Below are 21,797 nucleotides of genomic sequence, written 5' to 3'. Positions count from 1 at the left end.
ATGTGTCTCGGGTCCACCGTGGGAGGGTCCGGCATCCGGGGAAGGACCCTTTCCGCCGGATTTTCCGGATGTACAGGGGTCATCCGGTACGGCCCGGCCCGGCGGGGCGGGATCTGCTTGCGACTCGGGGACCTGCGTCGTACCCGGCTAGGCTCAGGGACCGTGGACGACGTGGCATCGACGCAGGGCGACAGCAGGCGACCCGGCTCCACCGGGGAGACCGAGGTGACCGGAGCGACCGGGGAGACCGGGGGCGGCGACCGGGCCGCGGCGCACGCGCCGGCCGGAACGGGACCCGTACCCGCCCCGGCCGGCGAGGTCCGCGGCGGCCGGGCGCTGCCCAAGACCGACAAGAGCGAGCAGACCAGGGCCCTGATCCTGGAGACGGCCATGCGGCTGTTCCAGGAGCGCGGCTACGACAAGACCACGATGCGCGCCATCGCCAAGGAGGCCGGGGTCTCGGTCGGCAACGCGTACTACTACTTCGCGTCCAAGGAGTACCTGATCCAGGGCTTCTACGACCGGATGACGTACGAGCACGCCGCCGACGCCCGGCAGCGGATGGCCCACACCAAGGACTTCGCGGAGCGGCTGGAGATCGCGCTGACCTCCTGGGTGGACTGTGCGGCGCCGTACCACGAGTTCGCCGCCCAGTTCTTCCGGACCGCAGCCGACCCGGACAGCCCGCTCAGCCCGTTCTCGAACGAGTCGCACCCGGCCCGGGCGACCGCGGTCGAGCTGTTCCGGGAGACCCTCAGCGGCTCCGAGCTGGCACCCAAGCTGGACGCCGAACTGGTCGAGCTGATGCCCGATCTGCTCTGGCTGCACCTGATGATCGTGGTGCTCTACTGGGTCTTCGACCGTACCCCGGACACCGAGCGGACCCGGGCCTTCGTCAAGCGCTGCACCCCGCTGGTGGCCAAGGTGGTCAACCTCTCCCGGTACCGGATCTTCCGCCCGCTGGTCCGCGACGCCAAGGGGCTGATCCAGGACTTCGTGCTGCCGACCGTCGGCCGCACCGTCCGGCCGTGACCACCACGGCCCGCACCGGGACCGCACCGACCGGGACCGCCCGTACCGGGACCGCACGGACCCACGTCGCACGGACCGTCACCGACCTGCTCCAGCCCCGCAACGTCCTGCTCGCCGGGATGACCGGCCTCGGGATCGCCGCGGCCGGGAGCTGGCGGGGTGCCCCGTGGGGGTTGCTCGGCGCGCTGTGCGCCGGGATCGTCCCCGCCTCCTACATCGAGTGGGAACGGCGGCGGGGCACCTGGGGCGACCGCCACGTCGTCGACCGCACCAAGCGCACACCGATCTTCCTGGTGATCCTCGGATCGATCGGGACCGGCTCGGCGGTGATGCTGCTGGGGCACGCCCCGCAGGGCATCCTGGTCGCGATGCTCGCGCTCTGGGGCATGACCGTCGGCCTGCTGGCCGTCAACACCGCCTGGAAGATCAGCGTGGACTCGGCGGTCGCCTCCGCCGTGGTCGCGATGCTCGCCGCCGTCGGCTCCCCCTGGTGGCTCGCCGTGTACCCGGCGGTCGGCGCGGTCTGCTGGTCCCGGGTCGCGCTCGGATACCACTCGGCCGCGCAGACCGTGGCCGGCGCGGCACTCGGGGCGGCGACCGCCGGCGCGTTCGTCCTGATCTGACGGCGCGCCGGACGGCCGTGGGCCGGGCGGGCCGTCCCGCCGGGCGGACCCCACGCCGCTGGCTCCGCGGGTCAGAAACCGTCCGGGTTCCAGGCCCGGCGCGGGGTGCGCAGCAGCAGGTCCGCGGTGGCGGCCGCGCCGGGGGTGAGCTCGGTGAGCAGGGCGGCGGCGGCGAGCGTGGTCGCGCCGGACGCGCCGAGGTAGAGCTCGCCGAGCCGGCCCACGGTCAGTGCGAGATCGGGTTCCTCCCCCGTCGGGACGCAGCGCCCGGTGCCGTCGGCGGACGTCTCCAGCGCCCACCGGCCGCCGGCGTGGCCCGCCGGGTCGTCGACCTCCAGCACCAGCCGACCGGCGGCGGCGTAGCTGCGGGCCCCGAAGGCGGCCTCCAGGTCGAGCAGCCGCAGCCAGGTGAAGTCGCCGGTGTCCGGGTTGGGACGCACCCCGCGCGGGTCCTTGAGCAGCAGCCGCAGCGGGTCGTCCACGCCGAGGCTGTCGATGGCGATGGTGCGGACCCAGTCGACGGAGAAGACGAGCTGCCAGAGCGCGTTGGCGGTCGGCTGATCCAGCGCGAGGTGGTCGAGGACGGTGAGGGTGCAGGTGGGCACCATGCCGTCCCACTTGTCGTCGACGGTGTAGGTGATCAGGCCGGTGACCTCGCCCTCGGCGTCGCGGTGGAGCGCGGTGAACGGCTCCTTCCAGTCGTAGCCGGGGAGCGTGATGTCGCCGGTCTCCAGCCGCCACCAGGCCTCGGAGCGGCTGATGGCGCCGGGCTGGGTCCGGCGCCAGCGCTCGTGGAGTTCGGCGCCCAGCTTGCGGACGTCCGCCATCGGGACGAAGTCGATCCGGCCGCCGGACGGCAGCGGCAGGTCGGGCCGCAGGCCGCCGGAGCGGGCCAGGTCGATCTGCAGGCCGTGGGTGGTGGTGGCCGGGCCGAAGCCGTAGCGGCCGTAGATGTTGTACTCGGCGGCGATCAGGATCGCTGCCGCGCTGCCGCGCTCGCGGGCGGCGGCCAGGTCACGGTTGATCATGCCGGTGAGCAGGCCGCGGCGGCGGTGGGTGGCGGTGACCGTGACGGCGGTGATCGCGTCGACCGGCAGGGTGGCGCCGCCGGGCACGGTCAGCTCGGTGTCGAAGCTGCGGAAGGTGGCGACGCAGCGGCCCTGGTCCGAGGCGTCGAAGGCACCGAGGCAGCGGCCCGGCTCGAACAGCAACTGCCGCCAGTGGAGGCCGGAGCCGGTGTGCGGACGCAGGAAGCCGCGGGCGATGGCGCGGTCCCAGTCCGGGAGTTCGTCCTCGGTGACCGCGCGGATCTCGATCTCGTGGCCGAGCCGGCCCGGCGCTACGTTCCCCATCCGGCCACCGTACGGCGCAGGTCCGGGCCCGGCATCCGATTTTCCGCCCGGCCGCCCCGGGCACCTTCGCCGACGGGCGCCTTCACCCACAGGCGCCTTCACCCACAGGCGCCTTCACCGACGGGTGGCTTCAGCTACGGGCGGGCGTAGAAGTCCGGGCGCCCCATGATCCAGAGGCTGGCCTGTTTGATGGCGGTGCCGGGGCGGGGGGCCTCGATCATCTGGTCCTCGCCGAGGTAGATGCCGACGTGGTAGATGTCCGCCGGACGGCCGGTCCTGGTCCAGAACACCAGGTCCCCCGGGCGGAGTTGGCCGTACGAGACCGGGGTGGACTCGGCGTACTGGTCAGCCGCGAAGTGGGTGAGCCGCTTGCCGGCCTGACGCCAGGCCATCATGGTGAGCCCGGAGCAGTCGTAGCCGGTCTGGCCCTCCCCGCCCCAGATGTACGGAAGTCCGATCTTCGACTTGGCGAAGGCCACGGCCGCCTGCGCGCCCACCGCGGACCAGGGACCTCCGCTGACGGACCCACCGGCGGGCCCGGCGGCGGGGGCCGCCGGTGCCGAAGCCGCTGCGGCGGCGACCGCGGCCGCCCGCGCCTGCTCCTCGGCCTCGCGGGCGGCGATCTCGTCCAGCGCGTCCTGGCGGCGGCGCTCCAGTTCCAGGGTGGTGCTGCGGGCGGCCGCCAGCTCCGCGAGGAGTTCCTCGCGGCGGGCGGTGATCTCGGCGACCTGGGCCTGTTGGGCCGCCAGCCTGGCCTCGGCCTGCTCCTTGGCGGTGCGGACGGCGTCGGCGGCCCGGCCGGCCTCCGCCTCGGCGCGGGTCGCGGCGCTCGCGGCCCGGGCGGCGTCGGCGGCGGTCGCGGCGGCCTCCTCCAGGATCTGCCGGGTACGGGCCCCGGCCATCGAGACGGCGGCGGCCTGTTCGGTGACGGCCCGGGTGCCGCGGGCGCCCAGCAGGGCGTCGATCGCGGAGAGTTCGGGGGAGGCGCCCTGCCGGTAGGTCTCGGCGGCGAGCTGCGCCGCGCGGTCGGCCGCGGCGGCGCGCGCCGTCTCGGCGTCGGCCGAGCGGCGGGCGGCGTCGGCCGCCGCGGTCCGGGCCCGGGCCAGCCGGGCCTGGGCGCCGTTGTAGGCCTCCACCGCCTGCTCGGCGTCCTGTCCGGCGTGCAGGAGTTCGGCCCGGGCGGCGGCCAGCCGGGCCTCGGCGGTGCCGCTGGCAGCGGCCTTGGCGTCGGCCTCGGCCTGGGCGCGGGCGATGTCCTCGGCGGAGGGGTACGGATCGTCGGCCGGCGTGACCGCGCGGGGCGCCGCCGGTCCGGCGGGCGCGGCGGGGGCGGCGGGCGCGGCGGGCGCGGCGGCGGCGCCGGGGAGCAGGCCCACCAGGCCGGCCAGGGTGAGCAGGAGCGTCGGCAGGAGTCTGCGGGCCACGTCCGGTCCTCTCTTCCGATCGGATGACGGTCGGTCAACCACACCCCCCGGTGGCATGACGGTCACTCACCGTCATTATTCCAGAGCCGAAGCGCGCCCCCCGGGCTCGCCATACGGCCACCGGGGTGAGATGTCCGATTGTCTGCACGGAGGCCTGTCGGTGCGGCGGCCCGGCGGCCCGGCGGCCGGGCACGCTTCAGCGCTTCGGCTCCGGGTGCCGCAGCCTCGGGTGCCGGTACGGCGTGCGGACCCCGGAGCGCGCGCCGCCCGCCGTACCGGCCGCGGGGGTGCCGGTGCTGCCGCGTACCGCGTAGGTGCGCAGCCGTCCCGCGTGCACCACCCGGCGCCGGCTGCGGGCGCCGTCCTGGCGGGCGGGTTCGCCGCCCGCGGTCGAGGGGTGGGCGCCCGTGCGCGGGCCGGGGTGCGGGCCCGGGCGGGCGGCCGGGGAGGCCGAGGAGCGGCGGTCGGCGAGCCGGGCGGAGCGCCGGGCCAGCGAGCGGGCCGCGTGGGCGTCGAGGTGGGCGGTGGCCCGGGCGGCCATCCGTTCGGCGACCCGGTGGGTGGCCGTGTGGTGGGCGGGGACCTTGTCGGGTGCTCCGGCGATCAGGTCGAAGAGCCAGGTGCGGGCACGGTCGGCGCGGGCGTGCAGCAGCCGTTCGCGGCGCACCGCCCGCCGTCGCCGGCGCGGCCGGTCCGCGTACCGCCAGCGGGCCCAGGGACTGCTGGGCCTGGCCAGCCGGACGGCGCCGACCGCGGACAGGCCGGGCACCATGATGCCGAGCATGCCGGTCCACATCTTGCCCTTGAGCAGGGCGATGACCGAGAGCAGCGCGTTGACGGAGATGCCGGCGGTCAGGCCCCAGTGCCCCCAGCCGGCCGGCGCGGTCTGCCCGGGTACGGCGCCGAGCGGGACGTACCCGGTGAGCAGCAGGGCGGTGATCAGGATGCCGAGGATCACGGCGTCCACCGACTTGCGGCCCTGCTCGCCCCAGTAGACGTCGTCGAGGTGCAGGATCAGGGCGAACTCGTCGAGGACCAGCCCGCACCCGATGCCGAAGCTGAGGCTGAACCAGTTGATCCAGGGGTGGCCGCCGTTGGTGGCGATCACGCCGATGCCGCCGACCAGCAGGAAGCCGAGGCCGAAGACCATGTGGTGGATGTGCAGGCCGCCGGGGGTGATGTTGCCGGGCCACCAGCGGACCTTGGCGCGGATCATGCGGACGCTGAAGCGGATGCAGACGAAGGAGGTGATGAAGCCGACCAGCAGCAGGAGCAGCGGTTGCTTGTGGGTCGCGACGATGTGGTCGCGGTAGCTGTCCAGCAGGGTGCCGATCATCGTGGTACTGCCTTCGTCGGGTCGTGCGGCGGGCTCCTCCGGTGCCGGGCTAACGTCCGGTCAGAACCCCCGGGTGCGCTTGGCCGCCCGCCGGGGTACCAGCAGTTGGGGCGCGAGGCGGTCGGCCGCGCCGGGTGCCTTCATGAACAGACGCGCGACCTCGCCTCCCAGGTTCACGCCGATCGCCAGCGCCATCGCGATGGCGGCGGCCCGGGTGATGGAGACCAGTCCGGCGCTGGCATGCCCCTGGGCGAGCGAGAGCATGCCCAGGTAGAGCGCGGATCCGGGCATCAGCGGACCGATCGCGGCGGTCACGTAGGGCAGTGCGGAGGCGTACCGGTAGCGGGCGGTGAGCTGGCCGAACAGGCCGACCAGGCCGGCGGCGATACCGGTGGAGACGATCGGCGAGATCCCCGCGTTGTAGGCCAGCACCCCGTACGTGGACCAGCCGATGCAGCTGTTGAGCACCACCAGCGGCAGGGTGCGGCGGTCGGTCTGGAGCAGCATGGCGAAGGCGGCGGTGAGCACCATCGCGGCGGCCAGTTGCAGCGGCGGGTCGACGGAGCCGATCAGGCTCTCGTCGGGCCGCAGCCGGGCGTTGAAGTTGACGCCGACGTACAGCACCAGCATCACGCCGATCACGATGCCGGCCACCAGGTAGACGACTTCGAGCAGCCGGGCGGCGGCGGTGATGTAGAAGCCGGTGAGGCCGTCCTGCACGGCGGCGACCATGGCCCGGCCCGGGAGCAGGGCGAACAGTCCGCCGGTGATGACCACGGAGCCGCGCAGGTGCCAGTCGTTGAAGGAGAGGGCTATGCCGAAGGCGGCGGCGGGCATCGCGCCGACCACGAACTGGTAGAACTCCGGCAGGCCGCGGTGGGCGATCAGGGAGGCGAGCCGGTCGCCGAGCACCGAGGCCACGAAGGCGCTGCCGAAGACCAGCCAGGCCTTGCCGTCGAGCTGCCCGCCGACCAGGAAGGTGGCCGCGCCGGCCAGCAGGCCGGTGGCGAGGGCGAGCAGCCAGACCGGGTAGGGGTGGCGGTTGCGGCGGCTCCGGGCGAGCCGGCGGTAGGCGTCGTTGATGCTGACCTGTTCGGCCGTGATGTCGGCGACCAGGCGGTAGACGGCGGCGAGGCGGGTGTAGTCGGAGGTGCGGCGGCGGACCACGCGGTCGGCGGTGACCGGCGCCTCGGTGAGCGAGGGCTGGTGGGAGACCGAGATCAGGGTGAAGGTGACCTGCGGTTCGCAGTGGTCCAGCCGGTAGGCGTGGGCGATGCCGAGCATGGCGGCCTCGACGTCCTCGGCGGCCTCGCCGCTGGCGAGCAGCAGTTCACCGATCCGCAGGGTGAGGTCGAGGATGCGCGGGATGTTGCGGCCGACGGCGGAGGGGTGCAGTTCGCGGGCGGTCCGTTCGAAGGCGGGGCGCTCCGCCATGGGGGTGCGCAGCAGGGTCCGCATCCGGTCGGGCCAGGGTGCGCTGCCGGGGCCGCCGGGCTGCAGGTGCGGGACGGCGAGGCCGGTGGCCGGGGTGTAGCCGGCGGCGCGCCAGTCCTCGGGAGTGAGGGTGTCCTCGGCGAGGCTGCGGGCCTGCTCGGCGGGGGCCGGGGTGAGCAGGCCGTCGGTCTGCAGGGGGGCCGGGGCGAGCGGGACGGCGGTGCGCGGTTCGACGGGGGGCGTGTCGGGGCCGAGCAGGCCCTCGGTGGGCTGGGGTGCGGCCGGGTCGGGGGCGGGGCCGGGGGTCGGGGGGCCGTCCTCGGGCGTCCTGGTGTCGCCGTCGCCCTGCCGGCCCAGCTTCGGCACGTCCGCTCCTCGCCGCCCCTGGTGGCCGCGCCGGCCACGGTCCGTTCCCGTCTGCCCCCACCTTGCCCGATCGAACGGCCCGATGCATATGTACGGGGCGGTGGACCTGCGGTTACGTCTGGGACTCGGCGGCGCGCGGGCGCCTGGCGCGGGCCAGTTCGAACAGCACCGGGAGCACCGAGAGCAGCACGATGCCGAGGCAGATGAACTCGATGTTGTCCCGGACGAAGGCGATCCGGCCGAGGAAGTAGCCGAGCACGGTGATCCCGGCGCCCCAGAGCGCGCCGCCGATCACGTTGTAGAGGACGAAGGTGCGGTAGGTCATCCGTCCGACGCCGGCGATGACCGGGGTGAAGGTGCGGATCACCGGGACGAAGCGGGCCAGCACGATCGCCTTCGGCCCGTGCCGCTCGAAGAAGGCGCCGGCCTTGGCCACGTTCTCCTGCTTGAACAGCCGGGAGTCGGTGCGCCGGAACAGCCCGGGCCCGACCTTCCGCCCGAACGCGTAGCCGACCTGGTCGCCGGCGACCGCGGCGGCCACCACCAGCAGGCAGACCAGCCAGAGCGGCTGGGGCAGCAGCCGTCCGCCGGCGACCAGCAGTCCGGTGGTGAACAGCAGTGAGTCGCCGGGCAGGAAGAAGCCGATCAGCAGGCCGGACTCGGCGAAGACCACGGCGAGGATGCCGACCAGGCCGAAGGTCGAGATCAGGGTGGTCGGGTCGAGCCAGGACGGGCCGAGGGCGAGGCTGGTCACGGTAGGGGTACTCCCACGAAGGTCGACTCTTGGCAATGGAATGGTAAAGCATTTGCCAAGTCGACCCCTCCGGCGCCCGCTGTCCGCCCGCCGTCAGCGGCAGTCCCGCTCCCGGACCGGCGCCCCGGGCGGGACCGGCCGGAGCCGGAACACCCCCAGCACGATCGCGGCCTCCCGCCGCACCCGCACCCGCGCCGACACCCACGCCGGCCGCCGCGCCGGCCGTCCGCCCACCCGGACACCGCGGCAGGCCCAGCCGCCCCGGTCCGCCCCAACGACACTCATGCGCCAGCCCCCCCGGTCGATTCGGTCACCCACCACCGGTCCTACCGGCCGTGGGCTGCGGCGATGCACGGGAAGCGGCCAAACCACCCGTCCCGATGAAATCCCGAACCGGCGTTCCCGCCCCCGGCGGCGGGCACGCCGGGCGCGGCGGGCGCCCGCGCCCCGCGCGACCTCGGCGATACGCCGCACGTACACACTCGAACCGGTCGGCGGGGCCCGTCCGGTAACCGGTCCACCTTCCGGGGCAGCGGCCCCGAGCTGCCCTTCGCCTCGAACCCGACCGGCCGGCCACCGGGTCGCCCGGTCCGTCGACCTGAGGAGAACGGTGAAGCTCAAGCATCTCGTCCGCCGGATATCCGGCACCGTGGCCGTGGCCCTGGCCTTGGCCCTGCCGACCGTCACCGGCACGGCCGAGGCCGCCGCGGCGACCGGCGCCGACGCCGCCGCGCTGGCCGCCGCGAACGTCGGGAAGAGCGCGGGCACCTGCGCCGACCTCCCGACCACCAACAGCCTCGGCGGCGACCAGTTCCTGACCAGCTGCTCCGGCGGCTACAGCGGCGGCCCCGAGTACTGGTGCGCCGACTTCGCCAAGTGGGTGTGGCAGAAGTCCGGGTTCGCCGTCCAGGGCCTCGACGCCTCCGCGGCGAGCTTCCGGTCGTACGGGCTGGGCCACGGCACCCAGCACACCTCGCCCTCGTACCGGCCGAGCCCGGGCGACGCGGTGGAGTACGGCGCGCCCGACGGCGACATCCACCACGTGGCGATCGTCACCGCGGTCGACGCCGACGGCTCGATCGTGACGGCCAACGGCGACTGGAACGGCAGACACGACGCCGGTTCGATGGCGGAGTTCGCGAAGAGCTCCCAAGTGGTGTCGATCACCATCCCGGCCGCGGAGACCGCGGTCGGCAGCGTCCCGGGGTCGGTCGACCCGGCGAACGGCTACTACATCGCCGGCTACACCTCGCCGTCCACGGTGAGCGGCAACCCGTACACGCCGACCGCGGTGTGCGGATCCGGCTTCGGCGTGGTCGACTCGCACGGCCTCGACGGCGCGCAGGTCTACCTGCTCTACAACGCCACCACCGGCCAGAACTGCGTGACCACGCTGGTGGACCGGCCCGCCGGGCCGGTCCCGCTGAACGCGACGCTGAGCGTCCAGGACGGTGCCTCAGCGAGCGACCCGGGCAACTTCGCCTCGTACGCCGGGCCGGTGCGGCTGGCCGCGCCGGGTGCCTGCGTGAAGTGGGGCGGCAGCTACGGGTCCACCTCGTGGACGAGCGACTGGAGCCACTGCGGCTGATGACGCCGTCTCCGGTCCGGGCCCGGGCGCAGCGCGCGTCCGGGCCCGGAGCTGTGCTCAGAGCCCGTAGCGCTCGACGATCTCCCGGTGCCGGGCGGTGTCCAGTCCGCCGGCCTCGGCCAGGTCCAGCCAGCTGAGCGGGTGCGGCCAGCCGGCCGTCAGCGCCAGCAGCAGGGCGTCGGCCTCGGCGGCGGAGGCGGTCGGCGGCACCCCGAGCGCGGCGTAGATGCCGGGCAGGCCGTCGCCCTCGCCGCCGTGGTCCGCCGGGTCGGTGACGGCGTAGTGGTCACCGCTGTAGGCCCAGACGCCGTAGCCCTCGGCCTGCAGGGCGGTGCGCAGCGCCACCCAGTGCTCGTCGCCGGGCCAGGCGCCGTCCAGCCAGTAGGTGGTGTACCCGGCCGGGTCGAGCAGGGTGAGCAGCTCGAAGGTGGGACGCCAGCGTTCCTTCTCCTCGTCGGTGCCGGGCGGGTCGTTGAGCACGGCCGGGCCGAAGACCACGACGTCCCGGTGGTTGAGCGGGAGTTCGTCGCCGAGCACGGGCAGCACCCGGGCGGTGGCCGGGCCGGTGCGGATCGCCGGGAACTCGGCGGTGGAGCCGTTGGCGCGGGTCGCCCGCAAGGTGACGATCTGCCACTCCTCGTCGACCGGGCCCGACGGCCGGTCGAACTCGATGCCGATCCGGGCGCCGACCGAGCGGACGGTGTCCCAGTCCCGGTTGGCGGTGGCGGCGGTGATCAGGTGCCACAGGTCGGGTTCCTGCACGGCCCGGTGCAGGTCCCCGGGCCCGGCCTCGCCGTCCGGCAGCGCGTGCTCCAGCAGCTCCAGGTAGATCCGCTGGGCGGCCGCGTGGTCGCCGGTGCGGGTGGCCGCGGTGGCCGCCAGGCGCCGGGTGTTGATGGCGTCCGGCTCGTGCGCGAGCACGCCCGCGCAGTGCTCGCCGACCTCGGCCCAGCGGCCCTCGGCGGCGGCCCAGCGGGCGCGCAGCCAGTGCGCGTCGGCGGGTTCGGCCGCGAGCAGGCGATCGGCCAGCCGGCGTACGCCGTCGCCGTCGCCGGCCTCGATCAGCATCGAGCCGAGCATCCCGGCCGCGTGGTCCTGGCCGCGGCCGGCCTCCAGTTCGGCCCACAGCAGGTCGGCGGCGGCCCGGCCGTGGCCGAGCATGCCCAGTACGCCGGCCAGGTTGGCGACCACCGCGGGGGCGTCCGCGGGGAGTTCGGCGCGGGCGGCGGCGAGCAGGTCGGCGCCGGTCTCCGCGGCGGGGGTGTGCTCGGCCAGCCAGTCCACCAGATCGGCGGCGGGGACCGGGAGTTCGGCGACCGGCAGGGCCTCGGCGGCGGCGCGCAGTGCGGCCAGCCGGTCGGCGACACCGTCGTCGGTGCGGCGCAGCAGGGCGAGCTTGCGCTCGCCGGTGGCGGCCAGGGTGAGGGCCACGGTACGGGCGCCGCGGGCGACCGCGAGGCGGCCGGCGATCAGCGCCAGGTCGAGGCAGGGGCGGTGGGAGCCGGCGGTGTCCAGGTGGCCGGTCCAGCGGGCGAGGCGGGCGCCGAGGTCGGCGTCGTTGGCCAGCTCGCCGTGCGGCAGGGCGCCGGCCTCGGCGAGGAGTTCGACGGCGCGGGCCCAGCGGTGCCGGATGTCGGCGTACCGGTCGGCCTCGTCGGCCGGCGGCAGCAGGTCGAGGGCGGGGCCGGTGCGGCCGAGGGCGGCCAGGTTGAGGGCGCGGCCGGTGGCGAGCTTGCGGCGGTCGTCGTCGTCGAGCCGGTTGCGGCCGGCGACGTAGGCGTGCTCGGCGGTGTCGTAGGCGTCGAGGGCGTCCTGGTGGCGGCCGAGCCGGTGCAGGGCGGAGGCGCGGCTGTGGCCGAAGGAGAGCGAGACCTGCTCGCCGGCGGCCTGGATCCTGGCCTGGGCGCGGTCGAGGTGGCCGAGTGCCTCCTCGCAGCGGCCGTCGTCCTCCAGGGTGTCGGCGTACTCGCGGGACAGGCAGTCGAAGCACGCGCGGGCGGGCTCGACCCGCTGCAGGGTCTCCTCCAGGACGGCGAGGCGCTCGGGGACGTAGCCGGGGCCGTCGATGTTGGCGTGGCAGATGGTGAAGTCCTGGACGGCGCAGACCGACTGCGGGCAGGAGGCGGTCTCCTCGCGGTGGGCGAACTCCAGCAGCGAGACGGCCTCGGCCATCGCCGCCTCGCCCTGGTGGCGCTTGTTGAGGAGGTTCTGCAGCCGCCAGTGGCGCAGGAAGACCTCGACCCAGGGCAGGCCGAGGGCGCGGGCGGAGGCGAGCGCCTCCGGGTACATCGCGTCGAGCTGTTCGTTGCGGCCGTCGACGGCGTGGCCGGCGATCTCGGCGAGCGCGGTGGCCAGCCGGTGCTGGCCGGCTTCGTTCAGCTGCCGGTGGGTGTCGTGCACCCAGCCCCAGATGTCGGTGGTCATGCCTGGTTCCCCCCGTGGTGCGGTGCGGCCGCCGGGTGCGCGGCTCGTTCGGTGGTGCGGCGGACGCGGCTCATCGGGGCGCGCCCGGTGGCTCGTCCGTGGCCGGCGGGTCGGCCGGTCCGCCCTGCGGCCCGGGGCGCGGGCCGGGTACGGCGAGCGACTCGGGTACGGCGAGGCCCTCGGGCATCGCCGCGGTGAGCGCGGACACCGCGGTGCCGATGCCGGCCAGGGCCGCGGTCAGGTCGCCGGCCGCCGGGCCCGCCGCCGAGGCCATGATCACCTTGAGCGAGCGGAGCAGCGCCGCGGCCGTGGTGCTGCCGGTGTGCCCGGCCCGGTAGGCGGTCAGCAGGTCCTGCACGGCGGGCGAGGCCAGGTTGAGGTACAGCCGGGCCTTGACGGTGCCCTCGGTGCGGGCGGTGAACGCGCGGGCCAGGCGCAGCGCGGCGGACGGGATCCGGGCGTCGGCCTGGTCGTCCTCGATCCTGGCCTTCAGCTCGGCCTCCCGGTCGGGGACCAGCACCAGTGGCAGGCCGGGCGGGTCGAACCGGGCGGCGACCAGTTGCTCGCCCTCGTCGGTGAGGGCGGCGCCGAGCCAGGCGCTCTCCTCGGCGGGCAGCGGGTGCAGCGGGTCGCGGAACAGCTCGCGGTTGCCGCTCTCGCTGCCGAGTTCGACGATCCGGCACTCGCGCAGCTGCGCGTAGCGGCGCAGGAAGGGGAGCACGGCGTACCGGTCGCCGCGGGCGATCGGCACCTGCATCGCGCGGTAGAGCATCTCCTCGAAGCCGCCGCCGCTGCCGAGCGCGACGTGCACCGCGCCGCCGCCGGCGGCGCGCAGCGCACCGGCCGTCAGGTCGCCCTGTGAGGTGGGCACCGGGACGTCGTCGGCGAGCAGGGTGAACAGCCGGTCGTCGCAGAGCGCGGCGCCGAGCAGGTCCTGGCCGTGCCGGGCGAGGATCCGCCGCCAGGCGGCGGGGTGCAGCCGGGCGGTCTCGTAGAGGCCGTCGACGATGGCGTCGGTGAGGGCCTGCTGGAGGGCGCGGTAGTGGTCGTCGCGCTGGAGGTCCTCGCGGCTGGCGGTGGGGGTGAGCCGGGTCGACTCGACCACGCCGCCGATGAAGCCGGCCCAGCCGGGCAGCAGGTCGCGGGCGTCGTCGGAGAGCAGCATGCCGCGCAGGTAGACGGCGAGGTCGCGGTTGTCGCTGGAGCCGTAGGTGCCGCCGTCCTGCACCCAGAGCAGGCCGACGGCGTCGGTACGGCCTTCGACCGGGCGCAGCGGGAAGGCGGTGAGCGGCTCGAAGCGGCGGCCGAAGGCGGCGGCGAAGCGCATCCGGGCGGCGTGGGTGTCGTCCTGGTCCGGTCCGCGCCAGGGCACCGGGACGCCGTTGACCGGGGTGTCGTCCTCGCCGACGTGGACCGGGACCGGCAGCAGCACGCAGTACCGGGCGAGGACCTCGCGCAGCGCGTCCTCGTCGGCGAGGTGGGCGTGTTCGGGCTTGAGCCGCAGCTCGACGGCGGTGCCGGCGACCGGTCTCGGGGCGGCGGGCTCGACGCTGTACTGCTCGCCGCCGCGGCTGCGGTAGCGGTGGCCGAGGTGCGGTTCGCGGTGCGAGGTGGTGGTGACGGTGACTTCGTCGGCGACCGAGAAGGCGGACAGGAAGCCGAGGCCGAAGGCGCCGATCAGGTCCTGGTTGCCGGTGAGTTCGCGCAGCATCCTGGTGTAGCCGGTGCCGACGGTGGCCAGGTAGGCGTGGATCTCCGGCTCGGTGAGGCCGGCGCCGGTGTCCTCGATCACGACGGTGCGCCGGGCCGGGTCGCCGCTGACCCTGATCAGCTGTGCCGCGGTGTGGTCCGGGTCCTCCAGCCTGCGGCGGGTGTGCGAGTCGTGGGCGTTCTGCACCAGTTCGCGCAGGGCGACCAGCGGGGTGGAGTAGAGGTGGGTGGCGAGGACGCTCACCAGGCCGCCGAGATCGACCTCGGTCGTACGCAGATTGTCGGCGGCGGGGAATTCACCGGCGGGCCCGTGGCCGGGCGGCAGACCTTGAGACATGAGGCCCCAGTCTGCCAGTACGACTATCAGTCGACCAGCGCTTTCCGCGGCCGCACTCCGAGCACGCTCCGGTCAACGTGGAGTTGACGTGCGGGCCAACGCCCGGCCACCGCGCCAGGTGGGGGCGGACACCGCCGTCCGGGGGATTCCGGACGGCGCCCGTACCTTTCGGACGCGTCGGCCGTTAGGGGTTTATCCGATATCCGTGACACCTTCGAGCGAACCGGGCGGCCAGGGCTGGAAGCCAATAGGCCGTCCGGGCAATCATGATGACGCGACGTCAGTTCCGGCGCGCCCGGGGCGGCCAACCCCAGGGCGCCATATTTCGCATCAGCAAGCTTGGAGACCACCGTGTCCCGAATTCGTGCCGCCGCCGCCGTCACCGCTCTCGGAGCCTTCCTCCTCGCCGGAATCGGCACCGCCCAGGCCGACAACGGCGCCGGCGCCGAGTCCGGCTCCAACAGCACCGTCGTCAGCAACACCGGCTCCGGCAACGTCGTTGGCAGCGTGCTGGGCAACGCCAACGGCACCCAGCAGACCGCCACCGGCTCCGGCGGCAGCAACCAGAACAACAGCCTCGGCGTCACCGGCAACTCCGGCGCCATCGGCACCCTCCAGGGGAACGGCAACCTCGCGCACCACGTCTACTACCCGTTCGTCCTCTACTAGGCCGCGACCGCGCCGCCCCTTCGCCGCCACCCGCGGCGGCCCGGCGGCAGCGCCGTGACCGGGTGAGGGGCGGGCCGCGCGGGCCCGCCCCTCACCCCCGCACCTGCGCAGTCAGTCCAGTCCCAGCACGGCCCGGCTCAGCGCGTCCAGCCCGGGCGCGGGTTCGACGCCGCCCGCCCGGTGCCGCACCCCGTCGTTGACCAGCGCGAACATCGCGTGCACCCGGATCCGCGCCTGCGCCCGGTCGTCCTGCGGCCGCACCTGCCCCAACAGCTCGACCCAGGTCCGCAGGAAGTCCCGGCGGAAGTCCAGCGCGGCCTTGCGGTCGGCCGGCGCCAGGCGCTCGGTCTCGCTGGTCATCGCCCCCAGGTAGTGGCGGTGCCCCCGGGCGAAGTCCAGGTACGCGGCCAGGCCCGCCGCCAGCGCCGAGCGCGCGTCGCCCCGCCCCGCCAGCGCCCCGCCCACCTCGTGCCACAGCCGCTCCCGGCTGCGCACCAGGGCGGCCGCCAGCAGCTCCGCCTTGGTGGCGAAGTGCTTGTACACGCTCGGGCCGGCGATGCCCACGGCCGCGCCCAGCTGGTCGGTGGAGACGTTGTCGAAGCCCCGCAGGTCGAACAGCCGGACCGCCGCGACCAGCAGCGCCTCCCGCCGCGACCCCGCCGGACCGCCGTCTGCCGGACCGGTGCCGGCCACCGCCCCGCCCGGCACCGGCCCGGCGCCGAGCACCGCCGCCCCGAGTTCGCGCAGCAGCTCCTCGAACCGCCGCCGCGGCGGCGCGAAGGTGTGGTGCGAGAGGCTGCCGTACACCGACAGCAGCGACCAGCAGCGGAACTCCGCGTCCGCCGCCGCGGGCCCGCCCACGATCCGGGCCATCTCCCCCACCCGGCCGCGCAGTTCGCGGCGCAGCGCGGCCTGCTGTCCGGCCGGGAGCAGCCGGGCCTCGCGCTGCCAGAGCGTCCCGAACGCCCGGTGGTCGACGGCCGCCGCCGCCAGCTCCGCGCACAGCGCCGCCGGCCCGTCCGCCCCGCGCCGGACGGCCTCGCCCAGCGCCGCCAGCTCCGCCTCCAGGGCGCACCGCAGCAGCTCGGGCTTGTTGGCGAAGTGCCGGTACAGCGCGGGCGCGGTGATCCCGGCCTCGGCCGCCACCTGCGCCATCGACACCCCGTGGTAACCGCCGCGGTGGAACTGCCCGGCCGCGGCGGCCAGCAGCTGGGCCCGGCGCCCGGGCGGCCGCCGCACCACCTCGCGATCCGCCGCCACGTCCACCCCTTCACAGCCGGCCCACGAAATCGGCACTCAGGGTAGCAAGGATTCACTTGAGGCCCGCCGAGGCCCGGGACCAGCCCCTGCGGGGGCGCCCGCGCCGGACGCCGCAGTGCTGGACAGCCGTGGCTACCGGCGATTAACTTGTCCCGCGATCAGCCGCTGTCCGAAGGGAGCGCCGCCGTGCGCCGTACCGTCTTCACCGAGGACCACGAGGCCTTCCGGGAGACCATCCGGGACTTCATCTCCAAGGAGGTCGTCCCGGTCTACGAGAGCTGGGAGGCGGACGGCCACCCGCCGCGCTCCTTCTACCGCAAGCTCGGCGACCTCGGCGTCTTCGGCATCGAGGTGCCCGAGGAGTACGGCGGCGCGGGCGAGAGCGGCTTCAAGTACCAGGCCGTGGTCAGCGAGGAGTGCGCCCGGGCCGGTGTCACCTTCGGTTCCTCGGGCGTGCACACCGGTCTGGTGCTGCCCTACCTGCTGGAGTACGCGAACGAGGAGCAGAAGCAGCGCTGGCTGCCCGGCTTCGTCTCCGGCGAGATCATGACCGCCATCGCGATGACCGAGCCCGGAGCCGGCTCCGACCTGGCGGGCATCACCACCACCGCCAGGCTCTCCGAGGACGGCACCCACTACGTCCTCAACGGCGCCAAGACCTTCATCACCGGCGGTGTGCTGGCCGATCTCGTCCTGGTGGTCTGCCGGACCTCGCCGTACGACCCCGCGGACCGCCGGGCGGGCCTGTCCATCCTGTGCGTGGACACCTCCTCCCAGGGCTACACCGTGGGCCGCAAGCTGCAGAAGATCGGCCTGCGCACCTCCGACACCGCCGAACTGGCCTTCAGCGACGTCCGGGTGCCGGTCGCCGACCTGCTCGGCGAGGAGGGCAAGGCGTTCTCCTACCTCACCCACAACCTGGTGCAGGAGCGCCTCGCCATCGCGGTCGGCGCCTACGCCTCGGCCGCGGCCGCGGTCCGCTTCGCGCTGGCCTACGTGAAGGACCGCAAGGTCTTCGGCCAGGCGGTGGCCGAGTTCCAGAACACCAAGTTCACGCTGGCCGACTGCGAGGCCCAGGTGGTGGCGCAGCAGTCGATGGTGGACCGGGCGCTGGAGCTGTACCAGCACGGCGAGCTGACCGTGGCGGACGCCGCCGCCACCAAGCTGTTCTGCACCGAGTCGGCGTCCCAGGTCATCGACAAGTGCCTCCAGCTGCACGGCGGATACGGCTACATCCTGGAGTACCCGATCGCCCGCCTCTACACCGACAACCGGGTCTTCCGGATCTACGGCGGCACCAGCGAGGTCATGCGCAGCATCATCGCCAAGTCCCTGGGCCTGTAGGCCCGGCGGCCCGCGGGGCCGGACACGCGCCCGCTGCCGCCCCGGCGTTCACCGGGGCGGCAGCGGCGGTACGGCGGGTACTGCGGTGCCGGTCAGCGCATCGAACCGTTGCCGGCCTCCGCCCGCCAGGCGTCCAGACCGGCCATCGAGGCCGCCCGGGCGTGGTGCATCGCGCGGCTCGCGAGCTCGGTCGGGGGTGTGTCCATCTGCCGGACGAAGTCGCGGCCCGCCTGCGCGAGCGAGACGCCGACGATGACCGCACCGGCCAGGCCGAGCATGGCCCCGAACCCGGTGAGCAGCGCACCGGTCGTGAGCATCGAGCGATTGACGTTGAATCCGTCGGTGAACCTCTGATGTGTCGCCATACCTCCACCATCGGGCCACCCGGGCCCGGCCGCACCCGGAGCGGGGCCGCACGCCCGTGCTACCCCCTGGCGGCGCTCCAGCGCGCGCCGGAGGGCGGGCAGGCCCTAGGGTCGCGGCGGGGGTCCCGCCCACGCAGGAGGCCGCGATGTCCGAGCCCGTTCCCGTCGATCTCAACGCGCTCGCCGACGAGCACAGCGCGAAGGCGGCCGCCAGTGCCCACGGCCGCAGCGCCCATCTGCTGGTGCACGACGGGGTCCTGCGGCAGACCGTGATCGCGCTGCGCTCCGGCGCGGCGCTGGACGAGCACAACGCCCCGGTCGCGGCCAGCCTGCTGGTGCTGCGCGGCCGGGTCTCGCTGACCGTGGCGGGCCGCCGGTACGAGGTGGCCGCCGGGCAGCTGCGGCCGATCCCGCAGGAGCGGCACGGCCTGCTCGCACATCTGGACTCGGTGGTCCTGCTGACGGCCGTCACCAACTGACGGCGGCCGGACGCGCAAGGCGGGCCGCTGCGGGCCGCCCGGTGGATGGCGGCCCTTACGCCTGGTGGGGTCGGCCCTGGCCGAGCACGCTCTCGCTGACCAGTTCCAGCCCGCGCAGCAGCTGCGCACCGTCCGGCGCCTGATCGGGTGAGAGCAGCCACTGCGCGGCCAGCCCGGCCAGCAGAGCCTGGTAGAACGCGCCACGGGTGAGCTCGTCCGGGGTGTCCGGCACCTCCTCGAGCCCCTGGAAGATCGCGGACAGGCCGAGCCGGCCGTCCTTCTGCGCCGCCTCGAACGCCGTCCGCAGGTCGTCGGTGTGCGCGGCCTGGGCCATCACCTCGAACTGGGCGGTCCACAGTCCCCGGTACTCGACGAAGGTCCGCAGCACCCGGTCCCAGGAGGCGGCGAACCGCTCGCGCGGGTCGGTCAGGCCGCTCGCCCCGGCGAGTGCCGCGCCGACGGCGTTGCCCCAGTCCTCCAGCGCGGAGATCACGGCCTGGCCGAGCAGCGCCTCCTTGGAGCCGTAGTGGTAGCCGATCGCGGCCAGGCTCACCCCGGCGGCGGAAGCGATGTCCCGGGCGGTGGTGCGCCCGTAGCCCTTCTCGGACAGGCAGCGCTTGGCGCCGAGCAGCAGATCCTCACGGTTTCCCATGCGGCCGATGCTACGGGAGACCTGGACGGATGTCTCGCACGGATGAGTGAGACGTGCGAGTTAGACATCCGTACTAGACAGGCGTGCAAGACGCTCGTACAGTCATCCCCATGACCGCAACCACCGGCCGCGCCGGCCGCCGCGCATGGATCGGCCTCGCCGTCCTCCTGCTCCCCACCCTCGTCATCGCGATGGACATGGGCGTGCTCTTCTTCGCCGTCCCCTTCATCGCCACCGACCTGAAGCCCAGCGGCACCCAGCAGCTGTGGATCATGGACATCTACTCGTTCCTGCTGGCGGGCCTGCTGATCCCGATGGGCGCGCTGGGGGACCGGATCGGCCGCCGCAGGCTGCTGATGGCGGGCGCCGCCGGGTTCGCCGCGGCCTCGCTGCTCGCCTCGTACGCGGACGGGGCCGGCTCGCTGATCGCCGCCCGGGCGCTGCTCGGCATCGCCGGGGCCACCCTGATGCCCTCGACGCTGGCGCTGATCCGCAACATGTTCCACGACCCCCGGCAGCGGCAGGCCGCGATCGGCATCTGGAGCGGCGCGATGATGGGCGGCGCCACCCTCGGCCCGGTCGCCGGCGGCCTGCTGCTGGACCACTTCTGGTGGGGCTCGGCGTTCCTGGCCGCCGTCCCGGTGATGCTGCTGGTGCTGCTCGCCGCGCCCGCCCTGCTCCCCGAGTACCGCACACCCCCGGAGGGCCGCTTCGACCTGGCCGGCGCCGCGCTGTCGATCGCCACCGTGATGCCGGTGGTGTACGGGATCAAGACCCTGGCCGTGGACGGCTGGTCCCCGGTGCCCGCCCTGCTCCTGGCGGCCGGCCTGCTGGCCGGCGCCGGCCTGGTGGCCCGGCTGCGGACCGCGGCCTCCCCGCTGATCGACCTCGGCCTGTTCCGGATCCGCACCTACAGCGGTGCGATCACCGTCAACACCATCGCGATGTTCGCCATGATGGGCTTCACCCTCTTCACCTCGCAGTACCTCCAGCTGGTCAAGGGCTTCAGCCCGCTGACCGCCTCGCTGTGGGCACTGATCCCGAGCGTCGGGGTCGGCGCCGCGGTCGGCGGGATCGGCGCGCTGGCCGGCAAGGTCCGTCCGGCGACCCTGATGAGCGGCGGCTTCCTGCTCAGCGCGACCGGCTTCGGCCTGATGACGCTGATCGGCCCGGACACCCCGCTCGCCGTGGTCCTGGCCGCCTCCGGGGTGATCGCGGCCGGTGCGGTCGGCTCGATGACCCTCACCGCCGAGATGGTGGTCTCGGCCGCCCCCGCCGAGCGGGCCGGCGCCGCCTCCGCCACCTCGGAGACCGCCAGCGAACTGGGCAGCTCGCTGGGCATCGCCCTGCTCGGCGCGGCCGGCGCGGCAGTCTACAAGGCGCAGCTGGACGGCCGGGTGCCGGACGGCCTGCCGGCCGGGGCGGCCCGGGCCGCCCACGACACCCTGGGCGGTGCGGTCACCGTGGCCGGGCAGCTCGGCGGGCGGGCCGGCACCGACCTGCTGGCGGTCACCCGGTCGGCCTTCGCGGACGGGATGCACGTGGCGGCAGTGGTGGGCCTGGTGGTGATGCTGGGTGCGGCGCTCGCGGCCAACCGGCTGATGCGGCACCTGCCCGCCGGCCCGCAGGAGACCGCTCAGCAGGAGACCGGACCGCAGGAGACCCGGCAGCAGGAAGGCGTTCGGCAGGGCGCCGACCGGCCGGCCGCCGTCTGAGGCGGCCGCGCGGCCCGGCGGGGCCGTCCCCACGCGGATCATCCGGGCCCCGGCCGACACCAGTCGGCCGGGGCCCTCGCCGTGCGGACGCTCCCCGCCGAGGAGCGCGGGCCCCGCGCGCCTGTCCGGTCCGGCCGGGCCGCCGACCTAGCGTCGGACCCGCACCCACCGCACTGCCGGCGACCGACCGCAGGAGGCCCGCCACCGATGCCGGAACCAGCCTGGCGCCGCGAGACCGAGGACCCGGACTACCGCTTCACCCTCGCCAACGAGCGGACCTTCCTCGCCTGGATCCGTACCGCGCTGGCCCTGCTGGCGGGAGCGGTCGCGATCGACCAGCTCACCCCGGGACTGGCGCCGCAGGGCGTCCGCACCGCGCTCGCGGTGGTGCTGGCGATCGGCGGGGCGGGGCTCGGCGCCGCCGCGTACCGACGCTGGGCCCGGGTCGAACGGGCGATCCGGGAGGGCGGCCGGCTGCCGTACACCCGGATCGTGCTGGTGCTCTCGCTGTGCGTGGTGGTGGCGGCCGCGGTGTTCACCGCTCTGATCATCGGGTCGGCGGTGTGACCGCCGCCCCCGAGGGCCGGGACCCCGGCCTGCAGCCGGAACGCACCCTGCTGGCGTGGGGCCGCACCGCCCTGGTGCTGACCGTGGACGCGCTGCTGGTGCTCCGGGCCGGCCTGGTCGCCGACCGGGCGGCGCTGACCGCGACCGGCGGCCTGCTGGCGGCCGCGGCCTGCGGTTTCCTCGGGTACGGGCTGCGCCGCAGGCGCGGGCTGGAGCGGCCGGGCGCGCTGGCGCGGGCCGTCCCGGCGTTGCCGCTGCGGATTCTGACGGCGACCGTCGTGGTGGCGGCGGCCGGCAGTGCCGGGTGCGTACTGGCCGGTCGCTGAGCTGCCGCCGAGGCCCCACAGTGGTCCAGACCACAAGGTG

General features: G+C 74.8%; 19 protein-coding genes. 9 read left to right on the top strand and 10 right to left on the bottom strand.

Annotated features, from left to right (window positions below):
- Positions 1 to 336: 336 nt before the first annotated feature.
- On the top strand, positions 337 to 1,032 hold the full coding sequence (locus AB0D08_RS27260) for a TetR family transcriptional regulator (protein WP_233288982.1): 696 nt from the start codon (positions 337 to 339) through the stop codon (positions 1,030 to 1,032).
- Positions 1,029 to 1,655: a hypothetical protein gene (locus tag AB0D08_RS27255; protein WP_033819679.1), complete on the top strand. Its 627-nt coding sequence runs from the start codon at positions 1,029 to 1,031 to the stop codon at positions 1,653 to 1,655. The genes AB0D08_RS27260 and AB0D08_RS27255 overlap by 4 nt, the downstream gene beginning before the upstream one ends.
- A 71-nt stretch (positions 1,656 to 1,726) precedes the next feature.
- Here AB0D08_RS27255 and AB0D08_RS27250 read toward each other — a convergent pair whose 3' ends face one another.
- The 5 genes from AB0D08_RS27250 to AB0D08_RS27230 all read right to left on the bottom strand — a co-directional run bounded on the left by AB0D08_RS27250 (position 1,727) and on the right by AB0D08_RS27230 (position 8,321).
- On the bottom strand, positions 1,727 to 3,007 hold the full coding sequence (locus AB0D08_RS27250; protein WP_051812108.1) for a GNAT family N-acetyltransferase: 1,281 nt from the start codon (positions 3,005 to 3,007) through the stop codon (positions 1,727 to 1,729).
- A 134-nt stretch (positions 3,008 to 3,141) separates the two neighbouring features.
- On the bottom strand, positions 3,142 to 4,431 hold the full coding sequence (locus AB0D08_RS27245; protein ID WP_359892427.1) for a C40 family peptidase: 1,290 nt from the start codon (positions 4,429 to 4,431) through the stop codon (positions 3,142 to 3,144).
- A gap of 196 nt (positions 4,432 to 4,627) precedes the next feature.
- The gene (locus AB0D08_RS27240) at positions 4,628 to 5,767 is read right to left on the bottom strand and encodes a hypothetical protein (RefSeq protein WP_359892425.1); all 1,140 of its coding nucleotides are present in this window, start codon (positions 5,765 to 5,767) and stop codon (positions 4,628 to 4,630) included.
- A gap of 60 nt (positions 5,768 to 5,827) precedes the next feature.
- Positions 5,828 to 7,558, bottom strand: a complete 1,731-nt coding sequence (locus AB0D08_RS27235; protein ID WP_359892431.1) for a threonine/serine exporter family protein — start codon at positions 7,556 to 7,558, stop codon at positions 5,828 to 5,830.
- Between the two features lie 121 nt (positions 7,559 to 7,679).
- Positions 7,680 to 8,321 carry a VTT domain-containing protein gene (locus tag AB0D08_RS27230; RefSeq protein ID WP_359892424.1) on the bottom strand — a complete coding sequence of 214 codons (642 nt, stop codon included), beginning with the start codon at positions 8,319 to 8,321 and terminating at the stop codon, positions 7,680 to 7,682.
- A 610-nt stretch (positions 8,322 to 8,931) separates the two neighbouring features.
- Here AB0D08_RS27230 and AB0D08_RS27225 point away from each other — a divergent pair.
- The gene (locus tag AB0D08_RS27225; protein ID WP_359892421.1) at positions 8,932 to 9,909 is read left to right on the top strand and encodes a CHAP domain-containing protein; all 978 of its coding nucleotides are present in this window, start codon (positions 8,932 to 8,934) and stop codon (positions 9,907 to 9,909) included.
- A gap of 57 nt (positions 9,910 to 9,966) precedes the next feature.
- Here AB0D08_RS27225 and AB0D08_RS27220 read toward each other — a convergent pair whose 3' ends face one another.
- Together AB0D08_RS27220 and AB0D08_RS27215 are read right to left on the bottom strand one after the other, a co-directional pair.
- Positions 9,967 to 12,333 carry a hypothetical protein gene (locus AB0D08_RS27220; RefSeq protein ID WP_033824584.1) on the bottom strand — a complete coding sequence of 789 codons (2,367 nt, stop codon included), beginning with the start codon at positions 12,331 to 12,333 and terminating at the stop codon, positions 9,967 to 9,969.
- Between the two features lie 70 nt (positions 12,334 to 12,403).
- Entirely contained in the window at positions 12,404 to 14,380 is a 1,977-nt protein-coding gene (locus tag AB0D08_RS27215; RefSeq protein ID WP_082527078.1) for an ATP-binding protein, read from the bottom strand.
- Between the two features lie 351 nt (positions 14,381 to 14,731).
- Between AB0D08_RS27215 and AB0D08_RS27210 the strand changes: the two genes are divergently transcribed.
- Entirely contained in the window at positions 14,732 to 15,049 is a 318-nt protein-coding gene (locus tag AB0D08_RS27210) for a hypothetical protein (protein ID WP_359892417.1), read from the top strand.
- 111 nt (positions 15,050 to 15,160) lie between these two features.
- On the opposite strand, the gene AB0D08_RS27205 is transcribed toward AB0D08_RS27210, so the two are convergent.
- Positions 15,161 to 16,309 (bottom strand): TetR family transcriptional regulator, encoded by a 1,149-nt coding sequence (locus AB0D08_RS27205; protein WP_158515622.1) that lies wholly within the window; start codon positions 16,307 to 16,309, stop codon positions 15,161 to 15,163.
- A gap of 186 nt (positions 16,310 to 16,495) precedes the next feature.
- Here AB0D08_RS27205 and AB0D08_RS27200 point away from each other — a divergent pair, with 186 nt between their 5' ends.
- Positions 16,496 to 17,653 carry an acyl-CoA dehydrogenase family protein gene (locus AB0D08_RS27200; protein ID WP_033824586.1) on the top strand — a complete coding sequence of 386 codons (1,158 nt, stop codon included), beginning with the start codon at positions 16,496 to 16,498 and terminating at the stop codon, positions 17,651 to 17,653.
- 92 nt (positions 17,654 to 17,745) lie between these two features.
- Here the strand turns inward: AB0D08_RS27200 and AB0D08_RS27195 are convergent, their stop codons facing one another.
- Entirely contained in the window at positions 17,746 to 18,018 is a 273-nt protein-coding gene (locus AB0D08_RS27195; RefSeq protein ID WP_033824587.1) for a hypothetical protein, read from the bottom strand.
- A 146-nt stretch (positions 18,019 to 18,164) separates the two neighbouring features.
- Here AB0D08_RS27195 and AB0D08_RS27190 point away from each other — a divergent pair, with 146 nt between their 5' ends.
- The gene (locus AB0D08_RS27190) at positions 18,165 to 18,497 is read left to right on the top strand and encodes a cupin (RefSeq protein ID WP_033824588.1); all 333 of its coding nucleotides are present in this window, start codon (positions 18,165 to 18,167) and stop codon (positions 18,495 to 18,497) included.
- A 55-nt stretch (positions 18,498 to 18,552) separates the two neighbouring features.
- Here the strand turns inward: AB0D08_RS27190 and AB0D08_RS27185 are convergent, their stop codons facing one another.
- Positions 18,553 to 19,149, bottom strand: a complete 597-nt coding sequence (locus tag AB0D08_RS27185; protein ID WP_033824589.1) for a TetR/AcrR family transcriptional regulator — start codon at positions 19,147 to 19,149, stop codon at positions 18,553 to 18,555.
- 110 nt (positions 19,150 to 19,259) lie between these two features.
- Between AB0D08_RS27185 and AB0D08_RS27180 the strand changes: the two genes are divergently transcribed.
- The 3 genes from AB0D08_RS27180 (at position 19,260) to AB0D08_RS27170 (ending at position 21,757) form a co-directional block, all read left to right on the top strand.
- Positions 19,260 to 20,864: an MFS transporter gene (locus tag AB0D08_RS27180; RefSeq protein WP_082527080.1), complete on the top strand. Its 1,605-nt coding sequence runs from the start codon at positions 19,260 to 19,262 to the stop codon at positions 20,862 to 20,864.
- Positions 20,865 to 21,071: 207 nt separating this feature from the next.
- Positions 21,072 to 21,431, top strand: coding sequence for a DUF202 domain-containing protein (locus AB0D08_RS27175; protein WP_033824590.1), 360 nt, complete (start codon positions 21,072 to 21,074; stop codon positions 21,429 to 21,431).
- Positions 21,428 to 21,757, top strand: a complete 330-nt coding sequence (locus AB0D08_RS27170; RefSeq protein WP_359892412.1) for a DUF202 domain-containing protein — start codon at positions 21,428 to 21,430, stop codon at positions 21,755 to 21,757. Before AB0D08_RS27175 ends, AB0D08_RS27170 begins: the two co-directional genes overlap by 4 nt.
- The last annotated feature ends 40 nt before the right edge of the window (positions 21,758 to 21,797 follow it).

The sequence above is a fragment of the Kitasatospora sp. NPDC048540 genome, assembly GCF_040651175.1.
GTDB lineage: Bacteria > Actinomycetota > Actinomycetes > Streptomycetales > Streptomycetaceae > Kitasatospora.
This window is presented reverse-complemented; position numbering and strand designations above follow the sequence as displayed.